Genomic DNA, 19,914 nt, shown 5'->3' with positions numbered 1-19,914 from the left:
TCGGGGCTGATGGTCGGCGTGTTCGTCGCGCAGGACGGGCTGCTGTTCTTCATCTTCTTCGAGGCGACGCTGATCCCGTTGTACCTGCTGATCGGCACGTGGGGGCGCGAGCGCCGCGTATATGCGGCCGTGAAGTTCTTTTTCATTTCGTTCGCCGGCTCGCTGTTGCTGCTGATGGCGATGCTGTACCTGTACGCGCAGTCGCATACGTTCGACATGGCCGTGTGGCGCACGCTGCAGCTCGGCTTCGCGCCGCAGTTGCTGGTGTTCCTCGGCTTTTTCGCCGCGTTCGCGGTCAAGGTGCCGATGTGGCCGGTCCACACGTGGCTGAGCGACGTGTACACGGACGGCCCGACGGGCGCCGCGCTGATGCTCGCGATGCTGAAGCTCGGCGGCTACGGGTTCCTGCGCTTCGCGTTGCCGATCACGCCCGACGCGAGCCACTTCTTCGCGCCGGCCGTGATCGCGCTGTCGCTGTTCGCGATCGTCTACGCGAGCCTGATTGCGCTCGCGCAGACCGATCTCGGCAAGTTGCTCGCGTATTCGACGGTCGCGCACATGGGGATCGTCACGCTCGGGCTGTTCCTGTTCAACCGGATCGGCGTCGAAGGCGCGATCGTGCAACTCGTGTCTTACGGCTTCGTCGCGGGCGCGATGCTGTTGTGCGTGAACGTGCTCGTGGATCGCACCCGGCAGCGCGAGATCGCCGCATACGGCGGTGTGGCAGGCGTGATGCCGCGTTTCGCGACCTTCACGCTGCTGTTCGCGATGGCCAACGTCGGCCTGCCGGGCACGTCCGGGTTCGTCGGCGAGTTCATGGTCATCATGGGCGCGATCCGCTTCAATTTCTGGATCGGCGCGATCGCGGCGCTCACGCTGATCCTCAGCGCGTCGTACACGCTGTGGATGCTCAAGCGCGTCGTGTTCGGCAAGGTCGCGAGCCAGCGGATCGCGAAGCTCGCCGACCTGAACCGCCGCGAGATCGTGGTGTTCGCGTCGCTCGCATTGGTCGTGCTGGCGGTCGGCATCGATCCGAAGCCGTTCACCGATGCGATCGACCCGACCGTCGGCAAGCTGATCCAGGAAGCGAGCCATTCGAAGGTGCCCGCGGCGGATGGCCCCGCGCCGGCGTTGCCGTCGTACATGGCTTCGACGCACGACTGATCGCGGCTCACCGCGCCGCGCCATGTCAGGCAAGCGCGCCGCATCGCGCGGCGCGCATGGTTGCGCGCGCATCGATCCAAAGCCCGGCATGGCGAGTGCCGGGCCCGCTTCCGGCTGCGTGAAATTGCCCCGCGACAATGTGACTCACGGCAGATTTTGCAATGATGATTTGCCGCATGCACAGGTTTTTCATCGCGCTCGCGCGACGTATGATTCGGCCCATTTCGTGAATCGAATGCGCATCGGGCATACGCAAACGGATTCAATGACCCTCGGGCTGTGTGATGAAAAGAAGAGCATCAAGAGGCTGGTCGGCGCTGATGTCAATCGGCGCGGCTTTGAGCCTGTCAGGTTGTAACTTAGATGTACTAAATCCGAAAGGAAGCGTGGGTGCGGCCGAAAAGGCGCTGATCGCGACGTCCACGTGGGCAATGCTGATCGTCGTCGTGCCGGTGATCCTGCTGACGCTAGGGTTCGCGTGGCGTTACCGCGCGTCGAACCGCAACGCCGCCTACGCGCCGAACTGGTCGCACTCGACCGCGATCGAGGTCGTGATCTGGACGGTGCCGACGCTGATCATCCTGTTCCTCGGCGTGCTCACGTGGAAGACCACGCACGAGCTCGATCCGTACAAGCCGCTCGAATCGGCGGTGAAGCCGATCGACGTCGAGGTGGTCGCGCTCGACTGGAAGTGGCTGTTCATCTATCCGGAACTCGGCATCGCGTCGGTGAACCAGCTCGCGATTCCGGTCGGCACGCCGGTGAATTTCCGCATCACGTCGGATTCGGTGATGAATTCGTTCTTCATCCCGCAGCTCGGCGGCCAGGTCTACGCGATGGCCGGCATGCAGACGCGCCTGCACCTGATCGCCGACGAGCCCGGCAATTACGCGGGCACGTCCGCCAACTTCAGCGGCCGCGGCTTCTCCGACATGAAGTTCCGCACGCTCGCCGAGCCGCGCGAGCAGTTCGATGCTTGGGTGCGGAAGGTGAAGGCGTCGCCGGACCGGCTCGACGCGACCGTGTACGGCACCGTCGCGCAGCCGAGCGAGAAGGCGCCGGTGCGCTACTTCTCGTCGGTCGATCCGCGGCTCTTCCACAACATCATCGCGAAATACAACGATGGCCACGTCCTCGACCTGAAGGACGCCGCCTGCGGCACGAAGGGGTAACGCATGTTCGGCAAACTCACACTTTCGGCGATCCCGTTCGATCAGCCCATCATCATGGGGGCCGGCGCCTTCATGGGGCTGGTCGTGCTGGGCATTCTCGCCGCGCTGACGATCACCGGCCGCTGGAAATGGCTGTGGACGGAATGGCTGACCACGGTCGACCACAAGAGACTCGGCGTGATGTACATCATCGTCGCGCTGATCATGCTGCTGCGCGGCTTCGCCGACGCGATCATGATGCGCATGCAGCTCGCGCTCGCGTACAACGGGCCCGGCTACCTGCCGCCTCACCACTATGACCAGGTCTTCACGGCACACGGCGTGATCATGATCTTCTTCATGGCGATGGTGTTCATGGTCGGCCTGATGAACCTGATTGTGCCGCTGCAGATCGGCGCGCGCGACGTCGCGTTCCCGTTCATCAACTCGCTGTCGTTCTGGATGACGGCGGTCAGCGCGATCCTGATCAACGTGTCGCTCGTGATCGGCGAATTCGCGCAGACGGGCTGGCTCGCGTATCCGCCGCTCTCGGAGCTGCAGTTCAGTCCGGGGGTGGGGGTCGACTACTACCTGTGGGCGCTGCAGATCTCCGGCGTCGGTACGCTGCTGACCGGCGTGAACTTCTTCGTGACGATCGTCAAGATGCGCGCACCCGGCATGACGCTGATGAAGATGCCGGTGTTCACGTGGACGGCGCTCTGCACGAACGTGCTGATCATGGCGTCGTTCCCGATCCTGACCGCGACGCTCGCGCTGCTCGGCCTCGACCGTTACCTCGGCATGCACTTCTTCACGAACGACGCCGGCGGCAACGCGATGCTGTACCTGAACCTGATCTGGGCGTGGGGCCATCCGGAGGTGTACATCCTGATCCTGCCGGCGTTCGGGATCTTCTCGGAAGTCATCGCGACGTTCGCGAAGAAGCCGCTGTTCGGCTACAAGACAATGGTGTATGCGACCTGCGCGATCATGGTGCTGTCGTTCCTCGTGTGGCTGCATCACTTCTTCACGATGGGCTCGGGCGCGAACGTGAACGCGTTCTTCGGGATCATGACGATGATCATCGCGATTCCGACCGGCGTGAAGGTGTTCAACTGGCTGTTCACGATGTACCGCGGCCGGATCGAATTCACGACGCCCGTGCTGTGGACGATCGGCTTCATGGTCACGTTCACGCTCGGCGGCATGACCGGCGTGATGATGGCGATTCCCGGCGCGGACTTCGTGCTGCACAACAGCCTGTTCCTGATCGCGCACTTCCACAACGTGATCATCGGCGGCGTGCTGTTCGGCTATCTCGCGGGCTTCAACTACTGGTTCCCGAAAGCGTTCGGCTTCAAGCTGAACGAGAAGCTCGGCAAGGCCGCGTTCTGGTTCTGGCAGATCGGCTTCTACGTCGCGTTCGTGCCGCTCTACGTGCTCGGCTTCATGGGCATGACGCGCCGCCTGAACCACTACGACAATCCGGCCTGGCATCCGTGGCTGCTGGTCGCCGCGTTCGGCGCCGTGCTGATCGCGATCGGCATCGCGTGCCAGCTGCTGCAGCTGGTGGTCAGCATCCGCAACCGCCATCTGCCCGAGTACCGCGACACGACGGGCGACCCGTGGGGCGGCCGCACGCTGGAGTGGGCGACGTCGTCGCCGCCGGCCGACTACAACTTCGCGGTGATCCCGCAGGTGCGCACGCTCGATGCGTATGCGGACATGAAGGCGCGCGGCGAAGGCCGGCCGAATCCGGCAGCGATTCGCGACATCCACATGCCGTCGAATACCTGTGCGGGCCTCGTGATCGCGGTCTTCAGCCTGGTGCTCGGCTTCGCGCTGGTGTGGCACATCTGGTGGATGGCGATCGGCGGGCTCGTCGGGATCATCGCGACGCTCGTGATCTACAGCTCGCGCGATAACGACGGCTATTACATCCCCGCGTCGACGGTGCGCAAGACCGAAGACAAGCAGCCGACGAAGCGCACGGCCGCGCGCGTCGACGGTGTGGAACTGGAGGCCAACTGATGTTGCAGAAAACCTTGAGCGCGACCCTGCTCGAACACGACGACCATCCGCCGTCGCATTCGGTGTTCGGTTTCTGGCTGTACCTGATGACGGACTGCGTGATCTTCGCGGCGCTGTTCGCGACGTTCGCGGTGCTCGGCCACCAGTACGCGGGCGGGCAGACCGCGAAAGAGCTGTTCGACATTCCGGGCGTCGCGGTGGAAACCGCCGCGCTGCTGCTGTCGAGCATCACGTACGGTTTCGCGATGCTCGCGGCGTACCAGCAGCGGCGCGGTGCGCTGCTCGCGTGGCTCGCGGTGACGTTCGTGCTCGGCGCGGCGTTTCTCACGATGGAACTGCGCGAGTTCTCGCACCTGATCGCGGAAGGCGCGGGCCCGCAGCGCAGCGCGTTCCTGTCGGCGTTCTTCACGCTGGTCGGCACGCACGGGCTGCACGTGACGGCAGGCCTGTTGTGGATGATCGTGCTGGCCGCGCAGATCGTGTTGCGCGGCGGCGACCTGACCGATCGCGACCTGCGACGCCTGACGTGCCTGAGCCTGTTCTGGCACTTCCTCGACATCGTGTGGATCTGCGTGTTTTCCTTTGTCTATCTCGCGAGCGTGATCTAAATGGCCCATTCGCATTCGTCTCAACTCGAAGAAGGGCACGGCAGTGTCGGCGGCTACGTCGCCGGTTTCATCCTGTCGGTGCTGCTCACGGCCGCGTCGTTCGGCCTCGTGATGGGCGGCGTGCTGTCGCCGCATGCTTCGCTGATCGGGCTCGCCGTGCTCGCGTTCGTGCAGATCGTCGTGCACCTCGTGTACTTCCTGCACATGAACGGCTCGTCGGGCCAGCGCTGGAACGTGATGGCGTTCAGCTATACGGTGCTGACCGCCGCGATCCTGATCGTCGGCACGCTGTGGGTGATGCACAACGTGAGCATGAACATGATGTCGCGTTGAGCGGCGGCGCGGCGCAGCGGGGGCACCTCGCTGCGCGCTCATGAAGAAAAGGCGGCACGTGCCGCCTTTTCGTTTTTTCCCGCTGCTGCGTTGTGCAGGGCGGTGCGGTCAGTGCCGCGCGCCGGCGTCCGCCGTCAGCGCATGCGTGCAGTCGGCGCGGTACTCGGCGGCGAGCCGATGCTTCGCGCCGTCGAGATCGTCGGGGTAGTACGGGCTGGCATGGGCGGGATCGTAGCCGACCTGTTCGAGTTCGGTCAGCTCGCGCACGAGGTCCGCACGCGTGACGTCGCGGCCCGTGTGCACGAACGGGTACGCATTGCATTCCTGCGGGGTGAGGTGCGGCCCCGCGAATGCGGCGGTGCTCGCGCATGCGAGCAGCATGCAGGCGACGGTGGTCGACAGTTTCATCCGATAACTCCTGGGTTCGCGGCCCGATGCCGCATGACGTCAGCGTAGGCGGCCGCGGCCGCGGCGCGGCCGACGCACGGATGAAACATGTTTCACAGGGGCGTGCCGCGACGCGGGATGAAGCTATTTTCATCTGGCGCCGCGCGGCGATCGCAGCGCCTACGATAGTGGCGGGCGCATCGTGCGCGCCCGTCTTGACGTTCATTGCGAGGGCAACGATGCGAGTACTGACGGTCGAGGACGATGCGGTGACCGCGAACGAAATCGTCGGCGAGCTGACCGCACGCGGCTTCGAGGTCGACTGGATCGACAACGGCCGCGAAGGGATGATGCGTGCGATGAGCGCATCGTACGACGCGATCACGCTCGACCGGATGCTGCCGGGGGCGGACGGTCTCGCGATCGTGACCGCGATGCGCACGGTCGGCATCGATACGCCGGTGCTGATGCTGAGCGCGCTCGGCGACGTCGACGAGCGCATTCGCGGCCTGCGTGCGGGCGGCGACGATTACCTGACGAAGCCGTTCGATTCCGGCGAACTGAGCGCGCGCATCGAAGTGCTGCTGCGCCGCCGGCAGGCATCGGGCGTGCCGCAGCAGACGCTGCTGAAGGTCGGCACGCTCGAGCTCGACCTCATTTCGCGCTGCGCGCGCCGCGGCGCCGACGAGATTCCGCTGCTGCCGACCGAGTTCCGCGTGCTCGAATTCATGATGCGCAACGCAGGACAGACGATCACGCGCACGATGCTGTTCGAGGCCGTGTGGGGCTATCACTTCGATCCCGGCACCAACCTGATCGACGTTCACATGGGACGGCTGCGCAGGAAGATCGATCCGCCCGGCGCGAACCCGATGATCCAGACGGTGCGCGGGTCGGGCTACATGCTCGCTTGACGGAGGCACGGATGGACGCGGCCCGTGCGGCGAACTTCACGCGCCGCTGGCATACGACGACGTTTCGCTGGCTGTGCGCGTACGCGGCGATCTTCTCGGTGTCGCTGCTGTTGCTCGCGGGCGTGATCAGCGTGGCCGCGACGCACGCGATGACACGCGACACCGACGAAGTGCTCGCGTGGCAACTGATCTATTTCGATTCGATTCCCGATGCCGAGCTGCCGCTCGCGATCCATCGGCGGCTCGAGCACGAGCACATGCATACGAATTTCTACGGGCTGTTCGATGCGGGCGGCCGTCGCGTGGCCGGCGACATCGCGACGCCGCCCGCGTTGCGTGCCGATCGCCACGGCCAGACGCTGAACCGCACGCTCGCGCCGCTCGACGGTCAATCGTCGCCGATCACGCGCGCGATGGCCGTGCACCGCGACAACGGGATGACGCTGGTCGTCGCGCGCGACCTGTCGCACTTCATCCAAATCCGCGACGTCGCGATTCGCGGGCTCGTGATCGGCGGCGTGATGATCCTGATCGCGGGCGTCGCGGGCGGCAGCATGCTCGGCATGCGGCAGATGCGCCGCGTCGCCGAGATCCGGCGCGTCACGCGGCAGATCGCCGAGGGCGATCTCGGCAAGCGGTTGCCGGTCGGCCGCTACGACGAGCTCGATCTGCTCGCGCATCTCGTGAACCACATGCTCGACGAAGTCGAGCGGCTGATGGGCGAGGTGCGCCATGCCTGCGACGGGATCGCGCACGACCTGCGCACGCCGCTCGCACGCGTGCATCGGATGCTGGCGCGGCTGGCCGACCAGCCGTTCTGCGCACACGAACCCGCGTCGGCGGCGCTGCTGGCGTCGGCGCGCGACGAGACCGACCGGCTGCTCGAACGTTTTCGCGCGATGCTGCGCATCTCCGAGATCGGCACGCTGAGCCGGCGCGGCGGTTTCGCCGCGGTCGACGTCGCGGCGCTGCTGCGCGACGTGTGCGAGCTTTACGAGCCGCTGGCGGAGGCGGTCGACGTGTCGTTCGAACTCGATGCGGCCGCGGTCGACGGCATTCATGGCGACCGCGCGTTGCTGTTCGAGGCGTTCAGCAATCTCGCGGACAACGCGATCAAGTTCACGCCGCCCGGCGGCCGCGTGCGCGTCGTGCTCCAGACGGCGTCGCATGGCCCGCTCGTCCGGTTCGAGGACACCGGGCCCGGCATCCCGCCCGGCGAGCGCAATGCGGTGCTCGAGCGCTTCTATCGCGGCGAGCGCACGCGTCACGTGAACGGCTCGGGGCTCGGGTTGAGCGTCGTATCGGCGGTGATGCGCGTGCACGATTTCGCGCTGCGGATCGGCGATGCGCAGCCGGCCGGTGCGGCGATCACGGTCGAATGCTGGCCGCGTTCGCTCGCGTGACGGAGGAGGCCGAGCGATGCGCATCCTGCTGATCGCGCCGCCGACGCCGGACGCGTCGCGGCTCGACAAGGCGTTTCGGGAAAGCATGCACGGCGTCGAGCGCGTCGACGAATGGCGCGACGGCTGTTTCGCGGCGACGCAGGACCGGTTCGACGCGATCGTGATCGTCGCGACCGAGGGCGCGTCCGCGCCGGCGATTCTCGACGAATTGCCGCGACTCGCCGCGTCGGCCGGCAGCGCGACGATTGCCGCGATCGTCGCCGGCACCACCTCCGCCGAGCGTGCGCGGATACTGAACGCAGGCTGCGACATCTGCCTGGCCCATCCGTGCTCGTTCGTCGAATTGCACGAGCGGCTGCGCGCGCTGTGGCGTCGCGCGGGCGTCGTCGCGATGCGGGAATCGATCCGGCTCGACACGGCGACGCGCGCCCTCGACGAGCGCGGCCGGCGGCTCGCGCTCAGCGCACGGGAATTTCGCGTGGTCGAATGCCTGCTGCGCGAAGCGGGGCGGCCGGTCGGGCGCGACGCCGTGCTCCGTTATGCGTGGGGCGATGCGGACATCGAACCCGAAACGGTCAATGCGCTCGTCGTACGATTGCGGCGCAAGCTGGCCGCGCATGCGTTTTCCGCGCGGATCGAAACGGTTGCGCGATTCGGCTTCCGGTTCGACACGGGCGCCGCGCCGCTTGACGCGGGCCGCGGCACGGGATGAAAGGCGTTTCGGGAAAGGAGGGGCCGGGCGCGGGGGCGCCGATTGTTACAAGACGTTAGCGCGGGCTTCCCGTTGCGATGCCGCGCATCAGTTCTTACAAACTTGAAATATGCGGGGCGGTCGCTTGCCGCTATAGTCCAATCACACATGACACAACCAGAAGAGGAATCCATGAAGACTTTGCGTGTTGCCTCGCTCTTGACCGGTATGACGGCCTTGCTCGTGTCGGGCGCAGCAATGGCGGGAGTCAATGTCGGGATCAACGTCGGCGTGCCGGCGCCGGTCTACGTCGCGCCCGCGCCCGTGTATGCGCCTCCGCCTCCGCCGGTCGTCTACCAGCCGGCGCCTGTCTACGCACCGGCGCCCGTGTATGGGCCGGCGCCGGCGATCGTGATCGGCTGGCACGGCGACCGCTACTGGGACGGCCGCCGCTACTGGGGCCGCGACGAGTGGTATCGCCACCATAGTCGCGGCTGGGGCGATCGCGGTCACTGGGACCACGGCCGCCACAACGGCTGGCGCTGATCGACGGGTCGCGCGTGCTCGCCGCGCGCGATAACTGCTCGTGAGGAAACCGCCCGCGTGGCGGTTTTCTTTTGGCTCGACGGGTTGAATGGGTAGAATCGCTCCACGTTACTACCCTCATTCGACCACAGGGCCTCTATGACGAAGGGTTCGCCCCGGGCCGCCGCCGCGCGCGCCCGCCTCGGCGCGCTGCGGGCCGCCGGCCGCGTGGCCGCGGTGCTGGCGCTGCACGCGGCGCTGGCCGCGCCGGCCGCGCACGCGGCCTACGCCATTGCGCAGTACGGCGAGCCGAAGTATCCGCCGGGCTTCAAGCATTTCGACTACGTGAATCCCGACGCGCCGAAGGGCGGCACGCTCGTGCTCGCGAATCCGAACCGGCTGACGTCGTTCGACAAGTTCAACCCGTTCACGATGCGCGGCAACCCCGCGCCCGGCATCGACATGCTGTTCGAGAGCCTCGCGACCGGCAGCTCCGACGAACCGGCGTCCGCATACGGGCTGCTGGCCGACGACATCGACGTCGCGCCGGACCGCCGTTCGGTCACGTTCCACCTGAATCCGCGCGCGCGCTTCTCGAACGGCGATCGCGTCACGGCCGACGACGTCAAGTTTTCGTTCGACACGTTGAAGAGCAAGCTGGCCGCACCGCAGTTCGGCGCGTACTTCGCCGAAATCACGAAGGCCGTGGTGGTCGATTCCGCGACCGTGCGCTTCGAATTCCACAGCGCGAACCGCGAGTTGCCGCTGATCGCTGGCGGCGTGCCGGTGTTCTCGCGCAAGTGGGGATTGCGCGCGGACGGCTCGCGCATCCCGTTCGACCAGCTCGCGTTCGAGCAGCCGATCGGCAGCGGCCCGTACGTGGTCGACCATTACGACAACGGCCGCACGATCACCTACCGGCGCAACCCCGCGTACTGGGGCGCCGACCTGCCGGTGCGGATCGGCACCAACAATTTCGAACGGATCGTCTACAAGCTGTACGGCGACGGCGTCGCGCGGCTCGAAGCGTTCAAGGCCGGCGAGTACGACGTGCTCGTCGAGTACATCGCGCGCAACTGGACGCGGCGCGACGTCGGCAAGCGGTTCGACAGCGGCGAGCTCGTCAAGCGCGAATTCCGCCAGCATAACGGCGCCGGCATGCAAGGCTTCTTCATGAACCTGCGCCGACCGCTGTTCCGGGACGTGCGCGTGCGTCAGGCGCTCGACCTCGCGTTCGACTTCGAATGGCTGAACCGCCAGTTGTTCTACGGCGCCTACACGCGCCTCAACAGTTATTTCGCCGACACCGACCTGCAGGCGACCGGTACGCCGGGCGCGGGCGAGCTGAAGCTGCTGGAGCCGCTGCGTGCGCAGCTCGATCCTGCGGTGTTCGGCCCGATGGTCACGCAGCCGAGCACGAATCCGCCGGGCTCGCTGCGCGCGAACCTGCTGAAGGCGCGCGCGCTGCTCGCGCAGGCCGGCTGGACCTATCGCGATGGCGCGCTGCGCAACGCGAAGGGCGAGCCGTTCACGTTCGAGATTCTCGACGATTCGGGCGCCGCGATGGAAGGGATCGTGACGGCCTACCAGCGCAATCTCGCGAAGCTCGGCATCGACGCACGCTTTCGCACGGCGGATTTCGCGCTGCTGCAGAAGCGCCTCGACGCGTTCGACTACGACATGACGACGATCCGCCTGCCGGGCGTGCAGGTGCCGGGCTCCGAGCAGTACTCGCGTTACGCGAGCAAGTTCGCCGACGAGCCGGGTTCCGACAACGTCATCGGATTGAAATCGCCGGCCGTCGACGCGTTGCTGCACGCGCTCGGCGCCGCGCAGACGCGCGAGGAACTGCTCGATGCGACCCACGCGCTCGACCGCGTGCTGATGCACGGCTACTACGCGGTGCCGCAGTGGTACAGCACGACGCACCGGATCGCGTACCGGCACACGCTGGCCTATCCGCGGACGCTGCCGCTGTACTATTCGGCCGAGGGCTGGGTCGTGTCGACCTGGTGGGCGAAGCCCGATCACTGAGCCGCGCCGGCCCCTCATCCAACCCGCCACCGATCACGAGTCGACGCCCTATGTGGAGCTACATCCTCAAACGCCTGCTGTTGATGATCCCGACGCTCGTCGGCGTGCTGACGCTCACGTTCGCGGTGATCCAGTTCGTGCCGGGCGGCCCGGTCGAGCAGGCCGTGCAGGAGTTGCGCAAGGGCGCGACGGAGCAGGGCGCGACGCCGTTCGGGATGCGCGCGCACACCGGCGTCGACGCGCAGCAGCTCGCGCAACTCAAGGCGCTGTACGGTTTCGACAAGCCGCCGCTCGAACGCTACTGGCTGATGCTCGAGCGCTTCGCGCGTTTCGATCTCGGCGAAAGCTACTTTCGCCACCAGAGCGTGTGGTCGCTCGTCGTGCAGAAGCTGCCCGTGTCGATCAGCATCGGGCTGTGGACGTTCTTCCTCACGTATCTGATCTCGGTGCCGCTCGGCATCGCGAAGGCCGTGCGCAACGGTTCGCCGTTCGACGTCGCGACGAGCCTCGTCGTGCTGGTCGGCTATGCGATTCCGGGTTTCGTGCTCGGCGTGCTGCTGCTCGTGCTGTTCGGCGGCGGCTCGTTCTGGCAGCTCTTTCCGCTGCGCGGCCTCACGTCGGACAACTTCGCGCAGTTGTCGCTCGTCGGCAAGGTGCTCGACTATCTGTGGCACATCGCGCTGCCGATCACCGCGTCGGTCGTCGGCAGCTTCGCGGTCGTCACGATGCTCACGAAGAACGCGTTCCTCGACCAGATCCGCCGGCAATACGTGCTGACCGCGCGCGCGAAGGGGCTCTCTGAGCGCAGCGTGCTGTGGAAGCACGTGTTCCGCAATGCGATGCTGCCGCTGATCGTCGGCTTCCCGGCCGCGTTCATCGGCGCGTTCTTCACCGGCAGCCTGCTGATCGAGACGCTGTTCTCGCTCGACGGGCTCGGGCTGCTGTCGTACGAATCGGTCGTGCGGCGCGACTACCCGGTCGTGCTCGGCACGCTGTACCTGTTCACGCTGATCGGGCTCGCGACCAAGCTGATTTCCGATCTTTGCTATGTGTGGGTCGATCCGCGCATTCAATTCGACAACCTGGAGCGCTGACATGAAACGAGCCATTCGCATGCCCGGCGCCAGCGGGCGAGGCGCGCGATGAACCGGGCCGTCGCATCCCCCCGCATCGACGCGGCGCGCGCGCGCGTGTCGCCGTCGCCGGCCCGCCGCGTGTGGCAGCGCTTCAGGCGGCAGCGCCTCGGTTACTGGAGCTTCGTGATCTTCGTCGTCGCCTTCGCCGCGAGCCTCGCGGCGCCGCTGTGGTCGAACGACAAGCCGCTCGTCGTGCGCTACGACGGCCAGACCTATTTCCCGATGTTCCATGCGTACCCGGAGACGACCTTCGGCGGCGATTTCCCGACGCCGGCCGACTATCTCGATCCGTATGTGCGCAAGCGGCTCGAGGCGCCCGGCAACTTCGTCGTCTATCCGCCGAACCGCTATTACTACGACACGCTGAACTACTTCTCGAACGTGCCGAACCCGGCGCCGCCGTCGCGCGAGAACTGGCTCGGCACCGACGCGCAGGGCCGCGACCTGCTCGCGCGGCTCGTGTACGGGTTCCGCATCTCGGTCGAGTTCGGGCTGATCCTGACCGTGATCGGCACGCTGCTCGGGATCGCCGCAGGCGCGGTGCAAGGCTTTTTCGGCGGGCGCATCGACATCGTCGGGCAGCGACTGATCGAGATCTGGAGTTCGCTGCCCGAGCTGTACCTGCTGATCATCTTCGCGTCGATCTTCGAGCCGAGCTTCCTGCTGCTGATCGTGCTGCTGTCGCTGTTCGGGTGGATCGGGCTCGCCGACTACGTGCGTGCCGAGTTCCTGCGCAACCGCACGCAGGATTACGTGCGCGCGGCCCGCGCGATGGGGCTGACGAACTGGCAGATCATCTGGCGCCACGTGCTGCCGAACAGCCTCACGCCGGTGATCACGTTCCTGCCGTTCCGGATGAGCGGCTCGATCCTCGCGCTCACCAGCCTCGATTTCCTCGGGCTCGGCGTGCCGCCGCCGACGCCGAGTCTCGGCGAGCTGCTCGCGCAGGGCAAGGGCAACCTCGACGCGTGGTGGATCTCGCTGTCGACGTTCGGCGTGCTGGTCGCGACGCTGCTGCTGCTGACCTTCATGGGCGATGCGCTGCGCAACGCGCTCGACACGCGGATCGCCGATTCGGTGCGCGCGGCCGGAGGCCAGCGATGAGCGACGCCATCGTATCGAAGGCGGACGAGCCGCTGCTGTCGCTCGAGCATCTGCACGTGCGTTTCGGCGACACGGTCGCGGTGGACGACGTGACGCTCGCGATCGGGCGCGGCGAGCGGGTCGCGCTCGTCGGCGAGTCGGGGTCGGGCAAGAGCGTGACCGCGCTGTCGATCCTGCGGTTGCTGCGCGACGCCGAAGTAAGCGGCGCGATCCGCTTCGCGGGCCAGGATCTGGCGGCCAAGAGCGAGCGCGAGATGCGCGGGCTGCGCGGCTCGGACATCGCGATGATCTTCCAGGAGCCGATGACGGCGCTCAACCCGCTGTATACGATCGGCGTGCAGATCGGCGAGACGATCGTGCTGCACGACGGCGTGTCGGCCGTCGAGGCGCGCAAGCGGGCGATCGCGTTGCTCGCGCGCACCGGCATCGCGGAGCCCGAGAAACGCGTCGACAGCTACCCGCACCAGTTGTCGGGCGGCCAGCGGCAGCGCGCGATGATCGCGATGGCGCTCGCGTGCCGGCCGCGCCTGCTGCTCGCCGACGAGCCGACCACCGCGCTCGACGTGACGATCCGCGCGCAGATCGTCGATCTGCTGCTGGCGCTGCAGCGCGAGGAGGCGGAAAAGCGCGGGATGGCGATCCTGCTGATCACGCACGACCTGAATCTCGTGCGGCACTTCGCGCAGCGCGTCGCGGTGATGGAGCATGGCCGGCTCGTCGAGAGCGGGCCGGTCGAGCGGATCTTCGCGGCGCCCGAGCATCCGTATACGCAGCGGCTGCTGAACAGCCGGCCGCAGCGCACGGTCACGCCGGTGATGCCGATCGCGCCGGTCGTGCTCGACGCGCGCCACGTCAGCGTGCAGTTCGCGCGCAAGCGGCCGGGCTTCGCGGGCTGGTTCGGCACGGTGCCGGTGACGGCCGTGGCCGACGTGTCGGTGTCGGTGCGGCAGGGCGAAACGCTCGGCATCGTCGGCGAATCGGGATCGGGGAAATCCACGCTCGCGATGGCGCTGCTCGGGCTGCAGAAGACGGCCGGCGGCGAGATCGAATTCCAGGGACGTGCGCTGTCGACCTATCGCGGCCGCGAACAGGCCGCGTTGCGCTCGAACATGCAGGTGGTCTTTCAGGATCCGTTCAGCTCGCTTTCGCCGCGTCACACGATCGAGCGGATCGTGGGCGAAGGGCTCGAGCTGCATCGCCCGGACATGACGCCCGACGCGCGCCGCGCGAAGTCGCTCGCGGTGCTGCGCGAAGTCGGCCTCGACCGCACGGTGCTGCACCGTTATCCGCACGAATTCTCGGGCGGCCAGCGCCAGCGGATCGCGATCGCGCGGGCGCTGGTGCTGGAGCCCCGCATCCTGATTCTCGACGAGCCGACGTCCGCGCTCGACGTGTCGATCCAGCAGCAGGTGCTGAAGCTGCTTGCGAATTTGCAACAGAAATACAACCTGGGTTACGTGTTCATCAGCCACGACCTGGAGGTGATCGGCGCGATGGCGCACCGCGTCGCGGTGATGCAGGACGGCGCCGTCGTCGAGTCGGGGGAGGTCGCCGACATCTTCGGCAGACCGTCACATCCTTACACACAAAAGCTGTTGAAAGCAGTCTGGAAAGCGTGATAGGGGTCCAATGGTCTGACCATCTCGATTGTATTTATTAATTTGTTTTGACAAACGATTACGCGCTGGCTAGTATCGACCGAAATTTTCCGCCAATCAGCTGATTTTTAAGCACATTCCATCGACCAATGCAGCATCGATCCCTGACCCAGGCATGCGCGCGCACCATCGCCGGGCTGTTCATCGGCGCCCTGTTCGCAGCAGCACCCGGCGCGTTCGCCGACGAAGTCAGCAGTTTTAACCAGAATGTCACCAATTCGACTCAGTTCGGGTCGGGTTCCTCCCTCCAGCAGACCAGCGCGCAGCCGTCGAGCGGCGGCGCGAAGTCGTTCCTTGCCGGCATGGCGGGCAAGGCAGGCGACGTGGTCGTCGGCGCGCTGAACATGATCGGCGTGCGGTATCGCTGGGGCGGCAACTCGCCGGATTCGGGCCTCGACTGCAGCGGCTTCGTGCGCTACGTGTTCCAGGACACGCTCGGCATGTCGCTGCCGCGTCGCGCGGAAGAGATGAGCCGCGTCGGCGAGAAGGTGAGCATGAGCAACCTGAAGCCGGGCGATCTCGTGTTCTTCAACACGATGCGCCGCACGTTCTCGCACGTCGGCATCTACATCGGCGACAACAAGTTCGTGCATTCGCCGTCGACGGGCAGCACCGTCCGCGTCGACGATCTCGACAGCGGCTACTGGGAAAAGCGTTTCACCGGCGCGCGCCGGATCGAATCGGAATTCCCGCCGATGAAGCCGGAAGACCTGCGCCGCGTGCGCGCGACGATCGGCGACGATTCGGCGAACGGCAACAACTGACGTTTGCCGGTCGATCAGGCCGGACGATAAAAAACCCTGTCACCGAAAGGCGGCAGGGTTTTTTGCTTTTGGAGCGGCGCCAAAGGCGAGGCGGAAGTCGTTCCGTCGGCCGCCGGGCGGCGGCCCGTGGCGCGGCCTCCCGCCCGTCGCGGCTTACGCGGCGGCCGTCACGCCGCGCGCCGCCGCGAGCTTGCGCTGCAGTTCCGGCATGATGCGCGCGACCGCTTCCTCGCCCGCGAGGATCGCCGCGTTGCGCTGGTTGAAGTCGCTGCCGCCCATCGCCGCGAGGTTCGGGCGAATCACGACGTCCGCGTACTTGGCGAGCTCGTAGGTCTTGATCGTCTGGCCCATGATCGTGAAGGTCTGCAGCAGCATCTCGATCGGGTTGTTGGTCGCCGCGCCGTCCGGCCTGGCCGAGATGTCGACCGCGATCACGAAGCTCGCGCCCATCTTGCGCGCAAACGACGCCGGCACCGGGCTCACCAGGCCGCCGTCCACATATTCGCGCGTGCCGATCTTCACCGGCTCGAACACCGACGGCACGCTGCACGACGCGCGCACCGCGAGCCCCGTGTTGCCTTGCTGGAACAGGATCGGCTGGCCGCTTTGCAGGTCCGTCGCGACGATGCCGAGCGGCTTCGCCATCTTCTCGATCGGCCGGTTGTTGAGCGTCTTGTTCAGGAAGTTCTGCAGCGCGACGCCTTGCAGCAGGCCGCGCGAGCGGAACGGCAGCGCCCAGTCGCTGATCGCCGCCTCGTCCATGTCGAGGGCGATCCTGTTGATCTGCAGCGCGGTCATGCCCGACGCATAGAGCGCGCCGACCACCGAGCCTGCGCTCGTCCCGGCGACGATCTCGATCGGAATGCCGCGCGCCTCGAGCGCCTTCAGCACGCCGATGTGCGAGAAGCCGCGCGCGGCGCCGCCGCCGAGCGCGACGCCGATCTTGACGGGCTTCTCCTGCGGCAGGGCCGTGCCGGGACGGGACTTGTCGCCGAAGGAGGTGCAGGCGGCGAGGCTGGCGGACGCGCACGCGATCGTGAAGTGGCGGCGCGACAGGCGAGGGGACGACATCGATGGTTCTCCGGCGGCTTGGCGGCGGGTCACACGGCCCGCGCGGCTGCGATGGTTTCCGAGGGCGCGCGGTGGGTTCCGCGCGGCCGGCGCCGCACCGGCTGGCGGCCGCGGCGCGCACATCATAAAGCAAGCGGTGCGCTTGGCGCGATGTCCGGCGCGAGTATAATTCCGGCTTCTTTCCCGTTCCGGGCGTCGCCGGCTCCGTTGCTGTCCGGGCTGCCGTCGTCCCGCGTCGAATCATTCATGCGCCCCAGGCGTTCGAGTTACCGTTTATGACCCGTCCTGTCCGTACCCGCTTCGCGCCGAGTCCCACCGGCTTCATCCACCTCGGCAACATCCGCTCCGCACTGTATCCGTGGGCGTTCGCCCGCAAGATGAAAGGCACGTTCGTGCTGCGCATCGAGGATACCGACGTCGAGCGCTCGTCGCAGGAAGCGGTCGATGCGATCCTCGAAGGGATGCAATGGCTCGGGCTGGATTTCGACGAAGGCCCGATCTACCAGATGCAGCGGATGGACCGCTATCGCGAAGTGCTCGCGCAGATGCTCGAGAAGGGCCTCGCATACCCGTGCTACATGTCGGCCGAGGAACTCGACGCGTTGCGCGAACGCCAGCGCGAAGCCGGCCTGAAGCCGCGCTACGACGGCACGTGGCGCCCGGAGCCCGGCAAGGTGCTGCCGGAGCCGCCGGCCGGCGTGAAGCCGGTGCTGCGTTTCCGCAATCCGCTGACGGGCACGGTCGTGTGGGACGACGCGGTGAAGGGGCGTGTCGAGATCTCGAACGAGGAGCTCGACGACCTCGTGATCGCGCGCCCGGACGGCACGCCGATCTACAACTTCTGCGTGGTGGTGGACGACATGGACATGGGCATCACGCACGTGATCCGCGGCGACGACCACGTGAACAACACGCCGCGCCAGATCAACATCCTGAACGCACTCGGCGGCGAGCCGCCCGTCTATGCGCACCTGCCGACCGTGCTGAACGAGCAGGGCGAGAAGATGAGCAAGCGGCATGGCGCGATGAGCGTGATGGCGTACCGCGACGCGGGCTTCCTGCCGGAGGCCGTCGTCAATTATCTCGCGCGCCTCGGCTGGTCGCACGGCGACGCCGAGATCTTCTCGCGCGAGCAGTTCGTCGAATGGTTCGACCTCGAGCATCTCGGCAAGTCGCCGGCGCAGTACGACCACGGCAAGCTGAGCTGGCTGAACGCGCATTACATCAAGGAAGCCGACAACGCGCGCCTCGCGGCGCTCGCGAAGCCGTTCCTCGATGCGCTCGGCATCGACGACGCGGCGATCGCGACGGGCCCCGCGCTCGACGCGGTGGTCGGCCTGATGAAGGATCGTGCGACGACGGTCAAGGAGATCGCGGAAGGCGCAGCGATGTTCTACCGTGTGCCGGCGCCCGACGCCGATGCGCTCGCGCAGCACGTGACCGATGCGGTGCGGCCGGCGCTGGCCGATCTCGTCGCCGCGCTGAAGGCGGCCGACTGGACGAAGGAGGCGGTGTCCGCGGCGTTGAAGGCGACGCTCGCCACGCACAAGCTGAAGATGCCGCAGCTCGCGATGCCGGTGCGTCTGCTGGTGGCGGGCACGACGCACACGCCGTCGATCGATGCGGTGCTCGTGCTGTTCGGTCGCGACGTCGTGGTATCGCGTATCGAGGCCGCGCTGGCCTGACGTATGGGCGAGAGCGAAGCCGCCGCGCATGAGCGCGCGGCGGCTTCGCAAAAAATTTCGCGCGAATCGTAAAAAGGGTATTTACAAGTTCGAAATCGGTCCATATAATCTCATTTCTGTTCTGCAAGGGGGTATAGCTCAGCTGGGAGAGCGCTTGCATGGCATGCAAGAGGTCAGCGGTTCGATCCCGCTTACCTCCACCAACAGAACAAGCTGGATTGATTTGCGAAGCAGCGGTAGTAATAAATGCTTCACAAAATGATTCAAAGCAGTTAGAATTTCGGCCTTCGCTGTTGACTGAAAGTAAATAGCGAAAGTCAGACAAATCTGAAAAGATTTTGTCCCCTTCGTCTAGAGGCCTAGGACATCACCCTTTCACGGTGAGTACAGGGGTTCGAATCCCCTAGGGGACGCCAAATTCAGCGGCGTTTCGTAGAAGTGTCGCAAGGCTTGCAGGAACGTAACCGACGTCCTGCAGGTTGGGTAAGAAAGCTGGAGCGGTAGTTCAGTCGGTTAGAATACCGGCCTGTCACGCCGGGGGTCGCGGGTTCGAGTCCCGTCCGCTCCGCCAGAACGAAGCCCGTTCAAGACGTTTTTGAGCGGGCTTTTGTATTAAAGATGTAAGCAGTGCGTTGTCCCCTTCGTCTAGAGGCCTAGGACATCACCCTTTCACGGTGAGTACAGGGGTTCGAATCCCCTAGGGGACGCCAGATTTCGGCGTCGTTCGAACAAACGACGCGCCGGCAGGAAGTAACCGACGCCTGCCAGGCAAGCAGCAAGACTGGAGCGGTAGTTCAGTCGGTTAGAATACCGGCCTGTCACGCCGGGGGTCGCGGGTTCGAGTCCCGTCCGCTCCGCCAGAACGAAGCCCGTTCAAGACGTTTTTGAGCGGGCTTTTGTATTAAAGATGTAAGCAGTGCGTTGTCCCCTTCGTCTAGAGGCCTAGGACATCACCCTTTCACGGTGAGTACAGGGGTTCGAATCCCCTAGGGGACGCCAGATTCAGCGGCGTTTCGTAGAAGTGTCGCAACGCTTGCGGGAACGTGACGAGATCCTGCAGGCGGTGGTGCAGAAAAGCTGGAGCGGTAGTTCAGTTGGTTAGAATACCGGCCTGTCACGCCGGGGGTCGCGGGTTCGAGCCCCGTCCGCTCCGCCAGAACGAAGCCCGTTCAAAAAACGTTTTTGAACGGGCTTTCTCGTTAAGGATGTAAGCAGTACGTTGTCCCCTTCGTCTAGAGGCCTAGGACATCACCCT

Annotated in this window: 18 protein-coding genes and 7 tRNA genes; 23 read left to right on the top strand and 2 right to left on the bottom strand. The window is 66.0% G+C overall.

Annotated features, from left to right (window positions below):
• The 6 genes from AC3IFE_RS31970 to cyoD form a co-directional block, all read left to right on the top strand.
• Positions 1 to 1,164, top strand: a 1,164-nt coding sequence (locus AC3IFE_RS31970; RefSeq protein WP_489194296.1) for an NADH-quinone oxidoreductase subunit M, incomplete at its 5' end; no start/stop codon positions are given.
• 22 nt (positions 1,165 to 1,186) lie between these two features.
• Entirely contained in the window at positions 1,187 to 1,522 is a 336-nt protein-coding gene (locus AC3IFE_RS31965; RefSeq protein WP_489194294.1) for a hypothetical protein, read from the top strand.
• On the top strand, positions 1,449 to 2,336 hold the full coding sequence (gene cyoA, locus AC3IFE_RS31960; protein ID WP_089467769.1) for a ubiquinol oxidase subunit II: 888 nt from the start codon (positions 1,449 to 1,451) through the stop codon (positions 2,334 to 2,336). The genes AC3IFE_RS31965 and cyoA overlap by 74 nt, the downstream gene beginning before the upstream one ends.
• A gap of 3 nt (positions 2,337 to 2,339) precedes the next feature.
• On the top strand, positions 2,340 to 4,346 hold the full coding sequence (cyoB, locus tag AC3IFE_RS31955; protein WP_489194292.1) for a cytochrome o ubiquinol oxidase subunit I: 2,007 nt from the start codon (positions 2,340 to 2,342) through the stop codon (positions 4,344 to 4,346).
• Complete coding sequence (gene cyoC, locus AC3IFE_RS31950) at positions 4,346 to 4,954, top strand: cytochrome o ubiquinol oxidase subunit III (RefSeq protein WP_011549497.1); 609 nt, start codon at positions 4,346 to 4,348, stop codon at positions 4,952 to 4,954. The genes cyoB and cyoC overlap by 1 nt, the downstream gene beginning before the upstream one ends.
• Positions 4,955 to 5,287, top strand: a complete 333-nt coding sequence (gene cyoD / locus AC3IFE_RS31945; RefSeq protein WP_059573658.1) for a cytochrome o ubiquinol oxidase subunit IV — start codon at positions 4,955 to 4,957, stop codon at positions 5,285 to 5,287.
• A 108-nt stretch (positions 5,288 to 5,395) separates the two neighbouring features.
• Here cyoD and AC3IFE_RS31940 read toward each other — a convergent pair whose 3' ends face one another.
• Positions 5,396 to 5,695, bottom strand: a complete 300-nt coding sequence (locus AC3IFE_RS31940; protein ID WP_089467766.1) for a DUF4148 domain-containing protein — start codon at positions 5,693 to 5,695, stop codon at positions 5,396 to 5,398.
• Positions 5,696 to 5,913: 218 nt separating this feature from the next.
• Here AC3IFE_RS31940 and AC3IFE_RS31935 point away from each other — a divergent pair, with 218 nt between their 5' ends.
• From AC3IFE_RS31935 to AC3IFE_RS31895, 9 genes are all read left to right on the top strand, one after another.
• Complete coding sequence (locus AC3IFE_RS31935; protein ID WP_489194289.1) at positions 5,914 to 6,588, top strand: response regulator transcription factor; 675 nt, start codon at positions 5,914 to 5,916, stop codon at positions 6,586 to 6,588.
• Between the two features lie 11 nt (positions 6,589 to 6,599).
• On the top strand, positions 6,600 to 7,991 hold the full coding sequence (locus AC3IFE_RS31930; protein ID WP_489194288.1) for a sensor histidine kinase: 1,392 nt from the start codon (positions 6,600 to 6,602) through the stop codon (positions 7,989 to 7,991).
• Positions 7,992 to 8,007: 16 nt separating this feature from the next.
• Complete coding sequence (locus AC3IFE_RS31925; protein WP_089467763.1) at positions 8,008 to 8,703, top strand: response regulator transcription factor; 696 nt, start codon at positions 8,008 to 8,010, stop codon at positions 8,701 to 8,703.
• Positions 8,704 to 8,874: 171 nt separating this feature from the next.
• Positions 8,875 to 9,228, top strand: coding sequence for a hypothetical protein (locus AC3IFE_RS31920; protein WP_489194285.1), 354 nt, complete (start codon positions 8,875 to 8,877; stop codon positions 9,226 to 9,228).
• Between the two features lie 138 nt (positions 9,229 to 9,366).
• A complete protein-coding gene (locus tag AC3IFE_RS31915; protein WP_489194284.1) occupies positions 9,367 to 11,241 on the top strand; it encodes an extracellular solute-binding protein in 1,875 nt (624 codons plus the stop codon).
• Between the two features lie 50 nt (positions 11,242 to 11,291).
• Positions 11,292 to 12,335, top strand: coding sequence for a microcin C ABC transporter permease YejB (locus AC3IFE_RS31910; protein ID WP_089467761.1), 1,044 nt, complete (start codon positions 11,292 to 11,294; stop codon positions 12,333 to 12,335).
• Between the two features lie 48 nt (positions 12,336 to 12,383).
• A complete protein-coding gene (locus AC3IFE_RS31905; protein ID WP_489194281.1) occupies positions 12,384 to 13,481 on the top strand; it encodes an ABC transporter permease in 1,098 nt (365 codons plus the stop codon).
• Positions 13,478 to 15,100 (top strand): ABC transporter ATP-binding protein, encoded by a 1,623-nt coding sequence (locus AC3IFE_RS31900; protein ID WP_489194279.1) that lies wholly within the window; start codon positions 13,478 to 13,480, stop codon positions 15,098 to 15,100. Before AC3IFE_RS31905 ends, AC3IFE_RS31900 begins: the two co-directional genes overlap by 4 nt.
• A gap of 128 nt (positions 15,101 to 15,228) precedes the next feature.
• On the top strand, positions 15,229 to 15,903 hold the full coding sequence (locus AC3IFE_RS31895) for a C40 family peptidase (protein WP_089467758.1): 675 nt from the start codon (positions 15,229 to 15,231) through the stop codon (positions 15,901 to 15,903).
• A gap of 153 nt (positions 15,904 to 16,056) precedes the next feature.
• On the opposite strand, the gene AC3IFE_RS31890 is transcribed toward AC3IFE_RS31895, so the two are convergent.
• Positions 16,057 to 16,974, bottom strand: a complete 918-nt coding sequence (locus AC3IFE_RS31890; RefSeq protein WP_489194277.1) for a patatin-like phospholipase family protein — start codon at positions 16,972 to 16,974, stop codon at positions 16,057 to 16,059.
• A 275-nt stretch (positions 16,975 to 17,249) separates the two neighbouring features.
• Here AC3IFE_RS31890 and gltX point away from each other — a divergent pair, with 275 nt between their 5' ends.
• The 8 genes from gltX (at position 17,250) to AC3IFE_RS31850 (ending at position 19,815) form a co-directional block, all read left to right on the top strand.
• Entirely contained in the window at positions 17,250 to 18,659 is a 1,410-nt protein-coding gene (gene gltX / locus AC3IFE_RS31885; RefSeq protein WP_489194275.1) for a glutamate--tRNA ligase, read from the top strand.
• A gap of 127 nt (positions 18,660 to 18,786) precedes the next feature.
• Positions 18,787 to 18,862, top strand: a tRNA-Ala gene (locus AC3IFE_RS31880).
• 137 nt (positions 18,863 to 18,999) lie between these two features.
• Positions 19,000 to 19,075 (top strand) — tRNA-Glu (locus AC3IFE_RS31875).
• 78 nt (positions 19,076 to 19,153) lie between these two features.
• Positions 19,154 to 19,230: transfer RNA gene (locus AC3IFE_RS31870), tRNA-Asp, on the top strand.
• 63 nt (positions 19,231 to 19,293) lie between these two features.
• Positions 19,294 to 19,369: transfer RNA gene (locus AC3IFE_RS31865), tRNA-Glu, on the top strand.
• 73 nt (positions 19,370 to 19,442) lie between these two features.
• Positions 19,443 to 19,519 (top strand) — tRNA-Asp (locus AC3IFE_RS31860).
• A gap of 63 nt (positions 19,520 to 19,582) precedes the next feature.
• Positions 19,583 to 19,658 (top strand) — tRNA-Glu (locus AC3IFE_RS31855).
• 80 nt (positions 19,659 to 19,738) lie between these two features.
• A tRNA-Asp gene (locus tag AC3IFE_RS31850) sits at positions 19,739 to 19,815 on the top strand.
• Positions 19,816 to 19,914 lie beyond the last annotated feature (99 nt).

The sequence above is a fragment of the Burkholderia sp. APQ4-4ca genome (assembly GCF_057837105.1).
This window is presented reverse-complemented; position numbering and strand designations above follow the sequence as displayed.